General features: G+C 54.6%; 15 protein-coding genes. 11 read left to right on the top strand and 4 right to left on the bottom strand.

Translation table 11 applies throughout. The features are described 5' to 3' along the window. Positions 1-80: 80 nt before the first annotated feature. Both xylB and dalD read right to left on the bottom strand, forming a co-directional pair. Positions 81-1544 (bottom strand): xylulokinase, encoded by a 1464-nt coding sequence (gene xylB, locus M2403_RS01495; protein WP_259228414.1) that lies wholly within the window; start codon positions 1542-1544, stop codon positions 81-83. Between the two features lie 10 nt (positions 1545-1554). Next, positions 1555-2952, bottom strand: a complete 1398-nt coding sequence (gene dalD / locus M2403_RS01490) for a D-arabinitol 4-dehydrogenase (RefSeq protein ID WP_259228411.1) — start codon at positions 2950-2952, stop codon at positions 1555-1557. 207 nt (positions 2953-3159) lie between these two features. Between dalD and M2403_RS01485 the strand changes: the two genes are divergently transcribed. Further along, positions 3160-4104 carry a sugar-binding transcriptional regulator gene (locus M2403_RS01485; RefSeq protein ID WP_208952316.1) on the top strand — a complete coding sequence of 315 codons (945 nt, stop codon included), beginning with the start codon at positions 3160-3162 and terminating at the stop codon, positions 4102-4104. A gap of 2 nt (positions 4105-4106) precedes the next feature. Here M2403_RS01485 and M2403_RS01480 read toward each other — a convergent pair whose 3' ends face one another. Further along, on the bottom strand, positions 4107-4322 hold the full coding sequence (locus M2403_RS01480) for a YgdI/YgdR family lipoprotein (RefSeq protein WP_217152961.1): 216 nt from the start codon (positions 4320-4322) through the stop codon (positions 4107-4109). Between the two features lie 433 nt (positions 4323-4755). Here M2403_RS01480 and M2403_RS01475 point away from each other — a divergent pair, with 433 nt between their 5' ends. From M2403_RS01475 to opgB, 6 genes are all read left to right on the top strand, one after another. Continuing rightward, a complete protein-coding gene (locus tag M2403_RS01475) occupies positions 4756-5880 on the top strand; it encodes a branched-chain amino acid ABC transporter substrate-binding protein (protein ID WP_259228408.1) in 1125 nt (374 codons plus the stop codon). Positions 5881-5959: 79 nt separating this feature from the next. After that, complete coding sequence (locus M2403_RS01470) at positions 5960-6874, top strand: ABC transporter permease subunit (protein ID WP_152325770.1); 915 nt, start codon at positions 5960-5962, stop codon at positions 6872-6874. Positions 6875-6884: 10 nt separating this feature from the next. Then, entirely contained in the window at positions 6885-8174 is a 1290-nt protein-coding gene (gene livM, locus M2403_RS01465; RefSeq protein ID WP_152325771.1) for a high-affinity branched-chain amino acid ABC transporter permease LivM, read from the top strand. Continuing rightward, positions 8171-9061 (top strand): ABC transporter ATP-binding protein, encoded by an 891-nt coding sequence (locus M2403_RS01460; protein WP_259228405.1) that lies wholly within the window; start codon positions 8171-8173, stop codon positions 9059-9061. Before livM ends, M2403_RS01460 begins: the two co-directional genes overlap by 4 nt. A gap of 8 nt (positions 9062-9069) precedes the next feature. Then, positions 9070-9774: an ABC transporter ATP-binding protein gene (locus tag M2403_RS01455; protein WP_206738772.1), complete on the top strand. Its 705-nt coding sequence runs from the start codon at positions 9070-9072 to the stop codon at positions 9772-9774. Positions 9775-10195: 421 nt separating this feature from the next. After that, the gene (opgB, locus tag M2403_RS01450) at positions 10196-12505 is read left to right on the top strand and encodes a phosphatidylglycerol--membrane-oligosaccharide glycerophosphotransferase (RefSeq protein ID WP_165056957.1); all 2310 of its coding nucleotides are present in this window, start codon (positions 10196-10198) and stop codon (positions 12503-12505) included. 131 nt (positions 12506-12636) lie between these two features. Here the strand turns inward: opgB and M2403_RS01445 are convergent, their stop codons facing one another. Then, entirely contained in the window at positions 12637-13032 is a 396-nt protein-coding gene (locus tag M2403_RS01445; RefSeq protein WP_259228401.1) for a hypothetical protein, read from the bottom strand. Positions 13033-13185: 153 nt separating this feature from the next. On the opposite strand from M2403_RS01445, the gene M2403_RS01440 reads away from it, so the two are divergent. The 4 genes from M2403_RS01440 (at position 13186) to M2403_RS01425 (ending at position 16820) form a co-directional block, all read left to right on the top strand. Further along, positions 13186-13995, top strand: coding sequence for a helix-turn-helix transcriptional regulator (locus M2403_RS01440; RefSeq protein WP_259228399.1), 810 nt, complete (start codon positions 13186-13188; stop codon positions 13993-13995). A 178-nt stretch (positions 13996-14173) separates the two neighbouring features. Continuing rightward, positions 14174-15016 carry a MetQ/NlpA family ABC transporter substrate-binding protein gene (locus M2403_RS01435; protein ID WP_152325776.1) on the top strand — a complete coding sequence of 281 codons (843 nt, stop codon included), beginning with the start codon at positions 14174-14176 and terminating at the stop codon, positions 15014-15016. Between the two features lie 12 nt (positions 15017-15028). Further along, on the top strand, positions 15029-16183 hold the full coding sequence (locus tag M2403_RS01430) for a methionine ABC transporter ATP-binding protein (protein WP_259228395.1): 1155 nt from the start codon (positions 15029-15031) through the stop codon (positions 16181-16183). Continuing rightward, positions 16164-16820 carry a methionine ABC transporter permease gene (locus M2403_RS01425; protein ID WP_152325778.1) on the top strand — a complete coding sequence of 219 codons (657 nt, stop codon included), beginning with the start codon at positions 16164-16166 and terminating at the stop codon, positions 16818-16820. Before M2403_RS01430 ends, M2403_RS01425 begins: the two co-directional genes overlap by 20 nt.

Raw genomic sequence — 16820 nt, 5'->3', positions numbered from 1 at the left:
CTGCGAAAGATTTCGCAGCTGGTTATGTTGTCAGGGTCAGAGACGGGGCGCTCAGGCGCCCCCGGTGGTTATTACATCGTTCAGGCGTTACGCAGGTCGACCTGCTGCTGATAGAGCTGACGCCAGGTTTTCAGGCGCTCAGCGAGCATGTCGCGGGTTTGGGCATCAGGGTAAAAGTGCTGCGCCACCGGCGGTTTGCGGCACACGTCCCGAAAGTCTCCGCCCGCTGCCAGCCAGCCCAGCCGTGCGGCGCCCAGTGCGCCACCGGCCTCGCCGCCGCTGTGGGTGACGACCGGCAGATTCAGTGCGTCACTCATCAGCTGCGCCCAGCGGTCACTGCGCGCGCCACCGCCAACCAGCGAGCATTGCTGTAATTGCGTTCCGGCCTGCTGCATCACATCGCGTCCGTCGGCCATGCCGAATGCCACGCCTTCCAGCACGGCATAACCCAAAGCGGCACGGTCCGTGGTATGCGTCATGCCATGAAATGCCCCGGTGGCATAAGGATCGTTATGCGGCGTACGTTCGCCGGAAAGATAAGGCAGGAACAGCGGCGCCTGACGCTGTTGCGACGGATTAAGCTGGGTGATTTCTGCCAGCAGCGTGGTTTCGTTACTGCCCACCAGATTGCAATACCAGCGCAGCGCACTGGCCGCGGTGAGCATCACGCTCATCTGGTGCCAGCGGTCCGGCAGGGCGTGGCAGAATGCATGCACTGCCGATTTCGGGTTAGGACGGAAGCGGTCATTAACCGCAAAAAGTACGCCGGACGTGCCGAGAGAAATAAAAGCATCGCCGGGATCGACCGCGCCGATACCGACGGCGCTGGCAGCATTATCCCCGCCGCCTCCGGCGATCACCACGTCGTCGCGCAGGCCCCAGGCGCGGGCAATGTCATTTTTCAACGTGGCGCTGACATCGCTGCCTTCCGCCAGACGCGGCATGTGATCACGCGTCAGGCCGCAGGCGGCGAGCAGATTATCCGACCAGTCACGTTTCGCCACGTCGAGCCACAGGGTGCCCGCCGCGTCTGACATATCAGAGACTTTCTCGCCGCTCATCATCCAGCGCAGATAATCTTTAGGCAGCAGGACGGTCGCCGTTTGTTCAAAAATCTCCGGTTCATGTCGCGCCACCCACAAGAGTTTCGGGGCAGTAAAACCAGGCATAGCCAGATTTCCTGCAACCTGATGAAGTTGCGGTGCGCTTTGCGTGAGTTGTGCGCATTCCGCTGCGCTGCGTGTGTCATTCCATAAAATGGCAGGACGCAGTACCCGGCCTTCGCGGCTGAGAAGAACCGCGCCGTGCATTTGCCCGGATAAACCGATGGCGCTGACCTCTGACCATCGTTGCGGCAACTTACTGCGCAGGCTCGAAATCACCCGCTGCGTGGCCTGCCACCACTCTTGCGGATCCTGTTCTGCATGATGCGGATGCGGGCGGCTGACTTCGAGCGCCTCACCGGCACTGGCCAGTAACCGGCCCTGATCGTCAATTACGACCGCTTTGATTTCCGACGTCCCTAAATCCAGTCCGAGATACATAGAGTGCTCCTCAGACGCGTTTTGCGTCATTCAGCCAGTGACGGACGCGCTCAACGGACTGGCGCATCATTTCGGTAAAGGCCTTATCGCCCGCCAGTCCGGCAAACAGCTTTTCATCGGCGGCAAATTGCGCCACCGGATCAGCGCTGCTGAACAGGGCATGCACCGCCGGAGCGTCGAGAATACCGTCCTGATATTCGTAAGGCAGAAGACCGAGATGCCATTGCTGCATGAAAACGAAGAACAGCGCAGGCAGCATGGCAGTGGCCCGTGGCGTCTGACCGCGCTGATAACATTCCTGCAAGGTCGGGGTTATGAATCCCGGAATTTTAGAGAAACCATCGGCGGCAACACGCTGATTTGTGTCCTGAATGTGTGGATTACTGAAACGCTCGAGCACGACATCGCGGTAGCGCGCCAGATCTAACGGACTTGGCGTCAGGGAGGGGATCACGTCTTCCGTGACGTAGTCATACGCCATCTGGCAAATGGAGGGAGTACGCGTGCTTTCATCGATAAAGCGCTGACCGGTCAGCGTCCCCGCCCAGGCGATGCAGCTGTGGCTGGCATTGAGAATGCGGATTTTTGCTTCTTCATACGGCAGAACGGACTCCACCATTTCTACGCCAGCCTCTTCCAGGTGCGGGCGACCCGCGATGAAATCATCCTCGATTACCCACTGAATGAAAGCCTCGCCCATAACCGGCACCCGGTCTTCAAATCCGGTTGCCTGAGCCACACGCACGGCGACGTCCGGTGACGGACGCGGGGTAATGCGATCCACCATCGTGTTCGGGCTGCGGGTGTGATTTTTTACCCAGTCGCTGATGTCGTGTTGCTGGCGCAGGGCCAGAAATTGCAGCAGACCGTGACGGAAACGTTCGCCGTTATGGCGAAGATTATCGCAGTTCAGCAGGGTGATATCGCCACCCTTAAGCGCAATCCGACGCGCCAGAATATGGCCGATGGCACCATAAATCGTGCGGCATGCGCCCTGCAAATCAGCCTGAATATCAGCATTTTGCTGGTCGAGATTGAACTGGTTATCAAGGTAATAACCGCCTTCGGTCACGGTAAAGGAAATCACTCTGGTGTGCGGATCTGCCCCCTGAGCCACCAGCGCGGCCAGTTCGTTATCCCACGCAATGATTTTCTGAATGGAAGTGATGGTTTCATATTCACGCTCACCCTGCGGAGTGACAGTTTCCAGCACGTATTTACCGCCCTGCGCCTGCAACGCGTTCAGCAGCGGAACGCCATCTTCGCGAATGTTACCCAGTGCGATTGACCAGCTGTTATCTCCCTTCGCCAGTAAGCGGTGCAGATACCATGCCTGATGGGCCCGGTGGAAAGAGCCGCTGCCGATATGCAGCCAGACAGACGATTGCGGTTGGTGAGCATTTTTCATCAGATTCTCCACAAAGTGATTATTGATTTGATGTGAGCTTAAGCCCTTTTAGTGGGCTTTTGCTCGATTGCGGTTAATCTAATGGAATATTTGCCCGTTAAATGGGCTTTAGCTCACACATTTCGTGGGGCGATGTATTTAGCGATCACAGGAAGAGGCGAAAAACGATAAAATCTCGCCACTGAAAACACCGGCTGGAATGCGCGCATGAGTAAGAACGACAAGAAAATGGATCTGGCTGCACGGGCGGCGTGGATGTATTACGTCGCCGGGCAAACCCAGCATGAAATCGCCGAAGCCTTAGGCGTTTCGCGGCAGGTCGCCCAGCGGCTGGTAGCCAGCGCGATCGATAACGGGCTGGTCAGCGTTCACATTTCCCATTCCGTGGGGCGCTGTATGGAACTGGCGGCGCAATTACAAAAGCGTTTCGGGCTGGATATTTGCCAGGTGGTGCCGGGGCAGGGTATGACGCCGTCGGGCATCAGCCACGCCATTGCGGTGGCGGGAGCGCAAGTGATGACGCAGTTTATCCGCAGCGATGAACCGATGATTATCGGCGTGGGTTCCGGGAGAACGCTGAAAGCGGCCATCGACGAACTGGCGGATATTGAAAGACCGCAGCACAGCAGCGTTTCGCTGATTGGCGCGATTGCGTCGGACGGCTCCTGTACCCGTTACGACGTGCCGCTGCTGATGGCGCAAAAAACACAGGGACGCTATTTCATCCTGCCTGCACCCCTGTTTGCCGACGGCGAAGACGATCGCGCGATGTGGTGCAATCATCGTATCTACCGCACGGTCAGTGAAAAGGCCAGTCAGGCCAACGTGACGTTTATCGGTATCGGCACCATTGAACCGGGGTGTCCGCTGCACAAGGACGGATTTATCAGTCTGGAAGAAGTGGAAAAACTCGCGAAAAGCGGGGCCGTGGGAGAAGTGCTCGGGCACTTTATGGGACAGGACGGACAGCGCATCGACAGTGTGCTGAATTCGCGCCTCACCAGCGTCGGACCGCATCCGCATGATGATCAACCGGTGATCGCGCTGGCCGGTGGCGCAGATAAGCAGATTGCTATCCGCGCCGCCCTCGAAGGTCGCTGGATCAACGGGCTTGTCACCGATGAGTCCTGCGCGCAGGCGTTGCTGGTTTAACCCTACTTCTTCACAATCCCCGCGATATCATTGGTGTTCATCAGATGATAATCGCCGTTCATGTCGGTATAGCTGGTCATACCGGTATCGCGGTCGCGATCCGGTTCGCCATGGGCGAAAAGCTGATCGCCGGCTTTGGTATTGATCACATAATCGCCGGCGCAACCCGTCAATGTCAGCGCCAGAACCACAGCCGTCAGGCAGGATAATTTCTTCATTGTTCAGTAGTTTCCCGTTGCAATCATCTGCCCGCATTACAAAACAACCTGCCGCAAGAAGCAAAGGATAAAAATGTCACCAGGCGTAATTGTGTGAACGGAGTGACTGATTTATCACGACTCATTTTGGTGCACGCCGTTTCGCTATCCTCATTTTCTTCGCTTTTTAGCACCAGCCCAGTGCGGTGTGATCCCGTCGTCGTTTCTGTCAGTTGCCCGTAACGCGGGCTGAGCGCTATCTATACTCACAGAACCCGACACATTCTCAGAGCATTGGAAACACTGGCAGATATTTTGCTTATGTTTCTTACCTTTGATTAAACCTCGGGAAACCTTTCGTCTTTTGGCGTCAGCCGTGAATTTCAAAATCAAGCTTCAGAATTTTCTTTTTAGTTCAGGTTTCTACTCAAACACAGTGCTAAGGATCATGACGATGTCGATGAAATTTATGAAAAGTCCGCTCTCTTTGTTGCTGGCCGGTTGTCTGGTTACCGCTTTCTCCGCGCGTGCGGATATTTTGATTGGCGTTGCGGGTCCGTTTACCGGGCCGAATGCGACTTACGGTGATCAGTACTGGCATGGGGCCACGCAGGCTGCCGAAGACATTAATGCCGCAGGCGGGATTAATGGCGAGAAAATTAAACTGGTCCAGGGCGATGACGCCTGCGAACCGAAACAGGCGGTGGCGGTGGCTAACCGTTTAGTCGATCAGGATAAAGTGCAGGCCGTGGTCGGACATTTCTGTTCTTCCTCCACCATGCCTGCCTCCGAGGTGTATAACGACGCCGGAATTATCGCCATCACGCCGGGCTCCACCAACCCGCAAATCACCGAACGCGGCATGAGTGACATGTTCCGCATGTGTGGCCGCGACGACCAGCAAGGATTAGTGGCGAGCGATTACATCATCGACAAACTGAAAGCCAAAAAAGTGGTCATCATCCACGATAAAGATACCTACGGTCAGGGTCTGGCGGATGCCACCAAAGCGGCGCTCAACAAACGTGGCGTGAAAGAGGTGATGTATGAAGGCCTGTCGCGCGGCGAAAAAGACTTCAACGCGCTGGTGACAAAAATCAGTGCGCAGAAACCAGATGTGGTGTTCTTCGGCGGCTGCCATCCGGAAGCCGGTCCGTTAGTCCGCCAGATGCGTGAGCAGGGCGTTCAGGCGACCTTCTTCTCCGGCGACTGTATCGTTAACGAAGAAATGGTGACCGCAGCCGGCGGCCCGCAATACACCAACGGCATTCTGATGACCTTCGGTAAAGACCCGCGTCTGATCCCTGACGGCAAAGCCGTTATCGATAAATTCCGCGCCAGCAAATTTGAACCGGAAGGTTATACCCTCTATTCCTACGCGTCCGTTCAGGCCATTGCTGCCGCATTCAAAGCCACAGGCGGCAGCGATTCCGCCAAAGCCAGCGCCTGGCTGAAAGCCAACAGCGTCGATACCGTCATGGGTAAAAAATCCTGGGACAGTAAAGGCGACCTGAAAGTCTCTGATTACGTCGTATATAAATGGGATGACAAAGGCAAATATCAGGAAGTGAAAGAATAAAGCTGTTTGATTTGCCATTTTGAACCCGTGTCAGACTGCGCCTTAGCCAGGCGCGGTCACAAAAAGAGACAGCGTATTTATGGATTCTTTCTTCCTGCAACAACTGTTTAATGGCATCACGCTCGGTGCGGTTTACGGTCTCATCGCCATCGGCTACACCATGGTTTACGGCATTATCGGCATGATCAACTTTGCCCACGGCGAAGTGTATATGATTTCCGCCTACCTCTGCGCCATCGCGCTGGCGTTGCTTTCCTTCTTCGGGTTGCACTCCTTTCCGCTGCTGATCCTCGGCACGCTGGTGTTCACCATCGTGGTCACCGGCGTCTATGGCTGGGCGATTGAGCGCATTGCGTATAAACCGCTGCGAAACTCCACACGCCTTGCGCCGCTGATTTCGGCCATCGGTATGTCGCTGATTTTGCAGAACTACGCACAAATCAGTCAGGGGCCGCGACAGCAGGGGATCCCGACCATGCTGGACGGTGCCATCCGCTTTCATATCGGCGAAAGCTTTGTCCAGATGACCTACACCAAGCTGTTCATTCTGGTGGCCTCGCTTCTCGGAATGCTGGTGCTGTCGTGGATTATCAGTAATACCAAGCTCGGTCGCATGTGTCGTGCGGTGCAGCAGGACAGAAAAATGGCTTCAATTCTCGGCATCAACACTGACCGTATTATCTCGCTGGTTTTTATGATTGGGGCGGCGATGGCCGGGCTGGCGGGTGTGCTGGTTACCATGAATTACGGCACTTTCGATTTTTACGCCGGATTTATCATTGGTATTAAAGCGTTCACGGCGGCGGTATTAGGCGGCATTGGTTCGTTGCCGGGGGCGATGCTGGGCGGCCTGATTCTGGGGATCGCCGAAGCGCAGTTCTCAGGCATGGTGAACTCGGATTACAAAGATGTCTTTTCGTTTGGATTGCTGGTGGTGATCCTCATTTTCCGCCCTCAGGGTCTGCTGGGCCGTCCGGTCGTGACGAAAGTGTGAGGGAAATAAAATGACGACACAAACTGCTGTGAGCAGCGGATTTTCGCTTAAACGCTGCCTGCTGGATGCCATTTTCGCCGGGCTGGTGGCGCTGATTATTTTCGGGCCCGTCGTGGGTGTGGTGCTGGACGGCTATAGCTTTACCTTCCATTCCCAGCGGCTTGTCTGGATTATTGCCGCCGTCATGCTCGGGCGCTTTTTACTCAGTGCGTTCCTGGAAACCGCGAGCGGGCAGAGAATGCGCGCGCGCTTCGAATCCGACAGCGCCGGTGTGTACGTTCGTCCGCCGGATTACAAAAGCAATCTGCGCTGGATATTGCCTCTGCTGATGGTGCTGGCAGTCTTCTTCCCGTTCGTGGCCACGAAATACATTCTGACCGTGGCAATTTTAGGGCTGATTTACGTGCTGCTGGGTCTCGGGCTGAATATTGTGGTCGGGCTGGCCGGGCTTTTGGATCTGGGATATGTCGCTTTTTATGCCATCGGCGCTTACGGGCTGGCGCTGGGATATCAGTATCTCGGCCTCGGATTCTGGTCGATGCTGCCGCTGGCTGCCTTGATGGCCGCGCTGGCGGGCGCGTTACTGGGCTTTCCGGTGCTGCGTATGCACGGCGATTATCTGGCGATTGTAACACTCGGTTTCGGCGAAATTATCCGCCTGGTGCTGACTAACTGGCTGTCGTTTACCGGTGGCCCGAACGGTGTCTCCGCACCGCCACCGACGTTTTTCGGTCTGGAATTTGGCCGGCGGGCGAAAGAGGGCGGCGTGCCTTTCCACGAGTTTTTCCATCTGACTTACAACCCGAACATGAAGTTTATTTTCATCTATGCGGTGCTGGTTCTGGTGGTGTTGCTGGTGCTGTATATCAAACATCGTCTGACCCGCATGCCAATTGGCCGTGCGTGGGAAGCGCTGCGTGAAGACGAAATCGCCTGTCGTGCCATGGGGCTGAACCATGTGCTGGTAAAACTTTCGGCGTTTACGCTCGGCGCTTCAACCGCCGGGATCGCGGGCGTGTTTTTCGCCACGTATCAGGGATTCGTCAACCCGACCTCTTTTACCTTCTTCGAATCTGCGCTGATCCTCGCCATTGTGGTGCTGGGCGGAATGGGCTCGACCCTCGGCGTGGTGCTGGCGGCGTTTGTGCTCACCGTTGCGCCGGAGCTGCTGCGCAGTTTTGCCGAATATCGCGTGCTGCTGTTCGGTGTGCTGATGGTAGTGATGATGATCTGGCGTCCGCGCGGGTTAATCCGTATCAGCCGCAGCGGGTTTACCGTGCGTAAAGGAGTCGCGCCATGAGTGAAGCGTTAGCAGATAACACTATTCTGAGCGTCGAGCATTTACGCATGCATTTCGGCGGCATCAGAGCGTTAAACGATGTGAATCTGGCGGTCAAACGCGGCTCAATTACCGCGCTGATAGGCCCGAATGGCGCGGGGAAAACCACGGTATTTAACTGTCTGACCGGATTCTACAAAGCTTCTGGTGGCAATGTTTTCCTCAATACCCGCCGTCGCACCACCAATGTGATTCAGGTGCTTGGACAGAAATTCCAGCCAGATGACTGGATAAAACCCGCGCAACTGGGTAAGCGGATTTTCTACAAAATGTTTGGCGGCACGCATCTGGTGAACCGTGCAGGACTGGCGCGTACTTTCCAGAATATCCGGCTGTTTCGCGAAATGTCGGTGATCGAAAACCTGCTGGTCGCGCAGCATATGCAAACCAACCGTAATCTGATCGCCGGTGTGCTCAATACGCCCGCTTATCGCCGTGCGGAAAATCAGGCACTCGACCGGGCATTTTACTGGCTGGAAGTGGTGGAACTGGTCGATTGCGCCAACCGGCTGGCGGGCGAAATGTCATACGGTCAGCAACGGCGTCTGGAAATCGCGCGGGCGATGTGTACCGCGCCGGAGATGATTTGCCTCGATGAACCGGCGGCAGGGCTGAATCCGGTGGAAACGCGCACGCTGAGTAAAATCATCCGTTTTCTGCGCGATCACCACGATATCACCGTCCTGCTGATTGAACACGATATGGGCATGGTGATGGACATTTCCGACCACATCATCGTGCTCGACCACGGCGATGTGATTGCCGAAGGTTTGCCGCAAGCCATTCAAAATGATGAAAAAGTGATCGCCGCTTACCTGGGCGCCAGTGAAGATGAGGTCAGCCTGTGAGCAATGCGATGCTGGAGTTTCGTGAGGTCGATGTTTTTTATGGCGCGATTCAGGCGCTGCAAAAAGTATCGTTGCAGGTTAACGAGGGTGAAACCGTGGCGCTGATCGGGGCGAACGGCGCAGGGAAATCGACGCTGCTGATGTCAATTTTCGGGCAGCCGCGCGTGCAGAGCGGGCAGATACTGTTTCGCGGAGAAGATATCAGCCGTAAATCCACGCACTTTGTGGCGTCGGCCGGGATTGCGCAATCGCCGGAAGGGCGGCGCGTTTTCCCCGATATGACCGTCGAGGAGAACCTGCTGATGGGCACCATCCCGGTGGGAAATAAATATGCGGCGGAAGATTTGCAAACCATGTTCGATTTATTTCCCCGCCTGAAAGAGCGGCGGAAACAGCGCGCGATGACCATGTCCGGCGGTGAGCAGCAGATGCTGGCGATAGCGCGTGCACTGATGAGCCGCCCGAAACTGTTATTGCTCGATGAACCCAGCCTCGGGCTGGCACCGATTATCGTTAAACAGATTTTCCAGACGCTGCGTGAACTGGCGCGCAACGGCATGACGATTTTTCTGGTTGAGCAAAATGCGCATCACGCCCTGAAGCTTTCCGACCGGGGCTATGTGATGGTCAACGGGCAGATACGTCTGAGCGGAAGCGGGGAAGCATTGTTGCATAATCAGGAGGTGCGTAAAGCCTACTTAGGCGGAATCTGATTTTTCCTTCTTTATGCCCGTAATGCCGCGTATTGCGGGCTTTCCCACAAATTTCTTTCTCAATTTTGCATCTCCCTCCACATTTCGCTCATACTGTTCGGCTATCATGCAATTCTTACAAATTGGTGACTGGAAAGTTAAATTTCTGAGTTATCATGCAGAGTTACCCATCAAAAATTTGTTAAAGATGAGTTTTTTAGGATGAATCAATGACCTGACGCAGTGTTAAAGCGTTGACCCTCAGGGGGCAACGGGCTATATAACGCTGTCCGTTTTTGGCATGAATTTTCCTGTCTCAAGGATCAAGGATGAAGTGAATGGCGAACGGGCCATTCATTCGATGAGTTGAACCGTCGGCGCTGCTCGTAAAACAGCAGAAATGGGTCGTAGCGTTTATTGTTTAATCAGACAGGGTGCTGAAATGGCTTCTGAGATAATTTCTTTTGTTTTATTTCTTTCCTCTATCTTTTTCTACGTCACCCGCGCGTCGGCCAGCCGTATCTGGTTTTCGCTCGTTCTGTTTTTCCTCGGGCTTTACGTCATCCTCAACGTCATTTTGATCGGCAGTAATTATTTTACTGGCGAAGGCATTACTGACGCCGTGCTTTACACCGTCACCAGCAGCCTGAAAGGCGCCGGGCTGAACAAATATATCCTGCCATTCATCGGTTTACTCGCTGGTCTGATTGCCGTTTTTGCCCTGCTGGCGTGGTGTCTGAAACAGCGTCGTGCTAAAAACAGCAGCGCGGTCTACAGCGTACTGGCCGTGGTGCTGGCGGTGTTCTCGGTCGGATCCACACAGGCTTTCCAGAATATTTCCCGTCTGGTAAAAACGCAGATCAGCGGCAATGGCGCGGACTTCGACACGTATTACAAAGTGCCGGAGAAAGTGGTGAAAGGCGCGAAAAAGCCGAATCTGGTTTACATCTATGGTGAAAGTCTGGAACGCACTTATTTTGATGACAAAGTGTTCCCCGGGCTGACCACCGAATTAAGCCGCCATAAAGCGCAAAGTATTGATTTTACCAATACCAAGCAGGTTCCCGGCACCGGATATACCATCGCCGGCATGGTGGCTTCACAGTGTGGTATCCCGCTGTTTGCCCCGTTTGATGGCAATGCGTCCAGCGCATTAGCCACGTTCTATCCGGAAAACGTCTGTCTCGGCGACGTGCTGAAAGGTGCGGGTTATACCAACTATTTCTATCAGGGTGCGGAACTGGCGTTTGCCGGTAAAGGCACTTTCCTGAAATCTCACGGTTTCGATCATCTGTATGGCTACAATGAACTGCGTCCGACCGTGGCTGACCCGGCGTATAAAAATGACTGGGGCTGGTATGATGACACGCTGCTTGACGAGGTTTATAAAAAATTCATCACGCTGAGCAAAGAGGGCAAGCCTTTCTCGCTGTTCACGCTGACGGTCGATACGCATCACCCGGACGGCTTTATTTCCCGTGGTTGTACCCGCAAAGACTATAAAGTGAACGGGAAATCCAATCAGTCACTGAGCGCGGTATCGTGCAGTCAGGAGCTGATTTCGGCATTTATCGACAAGATTAAAGCGTCAGGTTATTTCGATAACACCATCATTGTGGTGTCTTCCGACCATCTGGCGATGAACAACACCGCGTATAACATTCTGACCAAGCAAAACCGCAAGGACTTGTTCTTTGTGCTCGATGGCCGTAAACCGGTTGGCGATCTGAATGCCGCGAAACGCAGTACTCTTGATAACGGTGCCACGGTGCTTGATATCATGGGAGGCGACAACTACATCGGCCTGGGGCGTAGCGGTTTTTCCGCGACTTCCATGACCGCGCAGTTCCTCAATATTGATGACAAGGTGAATGCCTGGAAACCTGCGGTTATCAAACAGTGGGGCTTCCCGAACAGCATTAAAAATTACACGGTCAACAACAAGGACAACAGTTTCACGTTCTCCGGTATGACCATCAAAACGCCGTTCATCCTGAAAGTGACTGGCGAAAAAATCGAGCCTATGTTCGACGTCTATCTCTCCACGCCGCTGAAAAAACAGCTGGCCGGACTGGCAACCAGTGACAACTTTGTCTGGGTGGATAAATGCTACGAAATGGGGCGCGTCTGGGCACCGGAGCTTTCGCTCAATACCGGTCTTTGCGTGGCTTCCGGTAACCTGGGTGCGAAACCTTCTATCGTGCAGGCAACCGGCGACACCTTCAAAGGTAAAGTTGATTTCGCCAAAGACACCTCAGGCAGTAATGCGATTTACCAGCAAACGCTTCAGGCGCTCAATATTGACGATGAAGCAACGAAGTATCAGTCTCCGGCTATCGCCTTTATGGTGCCGGGTTTACCGGAGCAGGTGAAAGCGATTACCGGCGTTTCCACGGTGGAAAACTGGGGACGCTGGTCGGATGCGAATCTGGCGCCATCGGTGAAAATCGATTACGTCAAACCGTTGCCCACTACGTTTGATGTGGTGATCCGCGCGCGTGCTTACGGCAATAACATCGATAAGCCGGTCTCTGTCCGCGTGGGCGATCAGGAGCAATTTGTCACCTTCGGTGATCAGGACGGTATTGTGAAAGTGCAGTTCACCAACCCGGAAGCGGCGCAGAGTATTGTTATCACGCCACCGGCGCCGACCGAACCCACCGAAGGCACCAGTGGCGGTTTCCAGCCACGTAAACTGGGCATTGGCATGGTGTCACTGGAAGTTCAGCCGGTTGAAGAACCGCAATCCTGATAAGCGCGTGTGAGGCATTACGGCTGAAATGAAAACCCGCTCCGGCGGGTTTTTTTATAGGCTTTTTCAGAGGGGATTTCACACTGGACAGCGGTTAGGTGTCACTGTTATTGTGATAATGAGAATCACTATCAATTATTACCGGTCAAAATTTTATGTGCCAGGACGAGCGCTTCCTGTTCGTCAGCCACCATCAGCATCCGGTAGCCCCAGAATTTTTCATAGGTCAGGGCGAAATCTTCTGCCGCAATCCGGTTGGCGGTGTCCGGTTCGATGTAAATACTGGCTTTAACCAGGGTGCGCAGCGCCACGCGGTTCACTTTTCGCCATTGCACGATAGCCTGCATTTCTTCTTTCGATTGCTCATGGCGCTCATTGCCAAGACCTTCATCATTGATGAAAACGAAGGGCTGATTGCGTTCCAGCAGGGCATCAAAGTGGGCAAAAGGAGAGGAGTTGCTGCCATCAACCGGGGTGGCTTTAAACTGCAAGCGGACGACGGGAAACTGGTCGGCATTAATAAACATGGAGTTGCTCCTGGAATATAAAGTGGCAACGCGGGGGGCGCTTCCCGCAGAGGTGCTTACCTTACCCGACCCGCTTGCGCACAGTCATTGCACAGAATCGCCAGACTATTGTTCATTCCGGCCAGATCCGGTTCCTGTTGAGGAGACACTTTTATGATGTCGGTTTCACTGAGCGCCACATCCCGCAACCAGCCTTCCGTCACCTTTGACGTGGATAACGTGCCGCGCCCGGTTGTATTGCTCAATGCCACGGTTGCCTCACAAAACTGGGAATATGCCCGCCACAGTCACCGCCGTGCGCAACTGTTCTATACCCTTCGCGGCATCCTGAATTGTGAAATTGAACAGGGCGTATGGATTGTGCCGCCGCAATGCGCGGTGTGGATCCCGGGTAATCTGCCGCATGTGGCAAGGGGGACGGAGGAAACCGAATGCTACTGCCTGTTTATCGAACCGGGAACGGCGGCGAATTTACCGCAAAGCTGTTGCACGATAGCGGTTTCACCTTTGCTGCGTGAGCTGATGCTGAAGGCGACACAATTTCCTGAGCTGTATGCTGAAGAAGGGCGGGAAGGGCGACTCATTGCCACCCTGATCGATGAGATTTCCGCAGCACCCGCTGAGGGGCTCAATCTTCCGATGCCAAAAGATGCGCGGCTGAAGCGGCTGACCACATTGCTGCTGGCCAATCCCTCAGACAAAATCCGGCTCCGTGAATGGGCCACGCGGATTGGCATGAGCGAGCGCAATATGAGCCGGTTGCTGATGCAGGAAATAGGGATGAGTTTTGGTCGCTGGCGGCGTCAGTTGCATGTGATCCTCTCCCTGCAGCGACTTTCACAGGGCGAAAGTGTGCAGACCGTCGCGCTCGATCTGGGCTATGAAAATGCCAGTGGTTTTGTCACGATGTTCCGTAAAGCCGTCGGAAAACCCCCCGCCAGATACCTTGCAGAACACGAATAAATCCGCCATGAGGCCTTAGCTCTTTTATCGAATTACTATCCCGTTTTAGTTATTCGTTTTCGAAATATGTATCATTAAAACAATATTATAAAGAAATAAGCCGATGGGTATACTCGCCAAATTCCTGCACTAAAACACAGCCCGGTGCAGGCCTCTCATCACACTTTTGGGGATACCTATGCGCAAGACATTAAACACAGCTAAGACCCGTATTAACCGTGCATTTTTGCTGGCCGCCATGTCTGCGGCCATTCTCTCCGGTACCGTGCTGGCGCCGCTGAGTGCGGCACACGCCGCCGATAAAACCACTATAAAAGTCGGCATTATCAGCGGGGAGGATGAAGATGTCTGGCGTGAGGTGGTGAAGCAGGCGGCTGCGAAAGGGCTGACCGTGAAACCGGTTATTTTCAATGATTACAACCAGCCGAACGAAGCGCTGCAAAATGGCGAAGTCGATGCCAATGCCTTCCAGCATCAGCCATTCCTTGATAATCAGATTAAAGTGAATCATTACAACATCGTGCGCGTTGGCGATACCGCCGTGTGGCCAATCGGTTTGTATTCCAAAAAAGTAAAATCAGCCGATGAACTGAAAGAAGGCGCGGTGATTGGTGTACCCAACGATCCATCAAATGAAGCCCGTGGCCTGATCCTGCTCCAGCAGTCTGGCGTCATTAAGCTTAAACCCGGTGCCGGTATTTTTGCGACTACCGCTGACATCACCGAGAACCCGCGCCATGTGACCATTAAGGAGTTGGATTCCGGCATTATTGGCCGTTCCGTCCCTGATTTAGACGCGGCGATTGTGAATACCGACTGGGCGCTGAAAAGTGGTCTGACGCCTGCCGACCGAATCGCGCAGGAGCCGGTAAAAGGTAATCCTTACAACAACTTTATTGCGGTGAAAACAGAGAATGTTAACGCGCCGTGGGTGAAAACGCTGGTCAGTTCTTACCAGAATGATGCCGTCAAACAGGAGTTTGATAAGGTTTATAAAGGCACCGGCGTGACGGCCTGGTAAGGATGTAAAAGCATGACAATAATCACTGAGACCGGGGCGCAGTTTACCGCGACGTCCCCGGAAAAGGACAATGCCCGCCGCCCTCTGGCGGGCACTCCGGCACAGACTGACCGGATTGCTGACAAGGATGCTGCACAAAATGTGGTGCGGTTGCATCAGGTCAGCCGCCGGTTTGGGGAAACTCAGGCCCTGAACGGCGTGTCATTAACGGTAAAACGGGGCGAAATTCTTGGGATTATTGGCCGCAGCGGGGCAGGAAAATCGACCCTGATCCGCTGTCTTAACGGGCTGGAGCAACCGGATGACGGTGTGATCGAAATCGAAGGTCACGCCATTACCGGGCTGAGTGAAAAACAGTGGCAGTCGGTGCGCAGCCGCGTCGGGATGGTGTTTCAGCATTTCAATTTGCTGTCGGCCAAAACTGTTGAGCAGAACGTCGCACTGCCGCTGAAGATTGCCGGTTTCGACAAGGCACGACGTCAGGCGCGTGTCGCCGAATTGCTGGCGCTGGTCGGGCTGGAAGATAAAGCCAAAAGTTATCCGGCAGCATTGTCCGGCGGCCAAAAACAGCGTGTCGGCATTGCCCGCGCGCTGGCGGCCAGCCCGGCGCTGTTGCTGTGTGATGAAGCCACGTCGGCACTGGATCCTGAAACGACCCGCTCAATTCTCGCGCTTCTCCAGTCACTGAATCAGAAATTGGGGATCACGATTTTGCTGATCACTCATGAGATGGAAGTGATCAAGAAAATCGCCCATCGCGTGGCGGTGATTAACGCCGGTGAAATTATTGAAGAAGGCCCTGTGTGGCAGGTATTTGCCCATCCGCAGTCGCAACTCACCCGCACATTATTGCAGGGCCTTCTGCCTCAGTTACCGGAAGCGCTGGCCGATGAACTGACGGCTGATCGTCAGGGGCAGGCGATTTACAGCGTGCAGTATGCCGGACAGGGCATTCAGGGGGAGATCATCACCCGGATGGCGGCGGAATTACCGGGTAAGTTCCGGCTCATTCAGGGCGGTGTGGATCACATTCAGCATTACGCTATCGTGCGATTTTTCTACTCGGTACCGGTGGCTGATACAGCCGCCGAGCAGGCCGTTTTACACTGGCTGCAACAGCGCCAGGCAACTGTGGAGCTGACGGGCTATGTCTCCGGTAATGCTTGATCTTTTATTCAATGCCGTCCAGGAAACGCTGCTGATGACGGCGGTTTCAGGTTTATTTTCACTGATTGCCGGTTTGCCGCTCGGATTGATTCTGGTGATGAGCAGCCCGGGAGGGATTGCTGAAAATCACTGGGTTAACCGCTCGCTCGGGCTGGTGATCAACGGTTTCCGTTCATTGCCGTTCATCATTTTGCTGGTAGCACTGATACCGGTGACCCGATTTCTGGTCGGAACTTCGCTGGGCACGTGGGCGGCGATTGTTCCGCTTTCCATTACCGCCACGCCGTATTTCGCCCGTGTGGCCGAAGTGTCGCTGCGGGATGTGGATCGCGGGCTGATAGATGCCGTTCGTGCAATGGGTGCCAGCAAACTGCGTATTGTCTGGGACGTACTGATCCCCGAAGCATTGCCGGGAATTTTGTCCGGATTTGTCGTCACACTGGTCGCACTGATTGGGGCCTCGGCGATGGCGGGCGCAATTGGCGCGGGCGGATTGGGTGACCTGGCTATCCGGTACGGCTATCAGCGCTTTGAAACCGTGGTGATGGTGGAAGTGATTGTGGTGCTGATTGTCATCGTCTGCGGCATTCAGTGGCTGGGCGATCGCATTGTGGCGCGCGTGGACAAACGTCATTAA

Origin of the sequence: Rahnella sp. BIGb0603 (assembly GCF_024808755.1) — a bacterium.
Lineage (GTDB): Bacteria > Pseudomonadota > Gammaproteobacteria > Enterobacterales > Enterobacteriaceae > Rahnella > Rahnella contaminans.
Note: the sequence above shows the minus strand (reverse complement) of the source record. Positions and strands in the feature narration are given on the sequence as shown.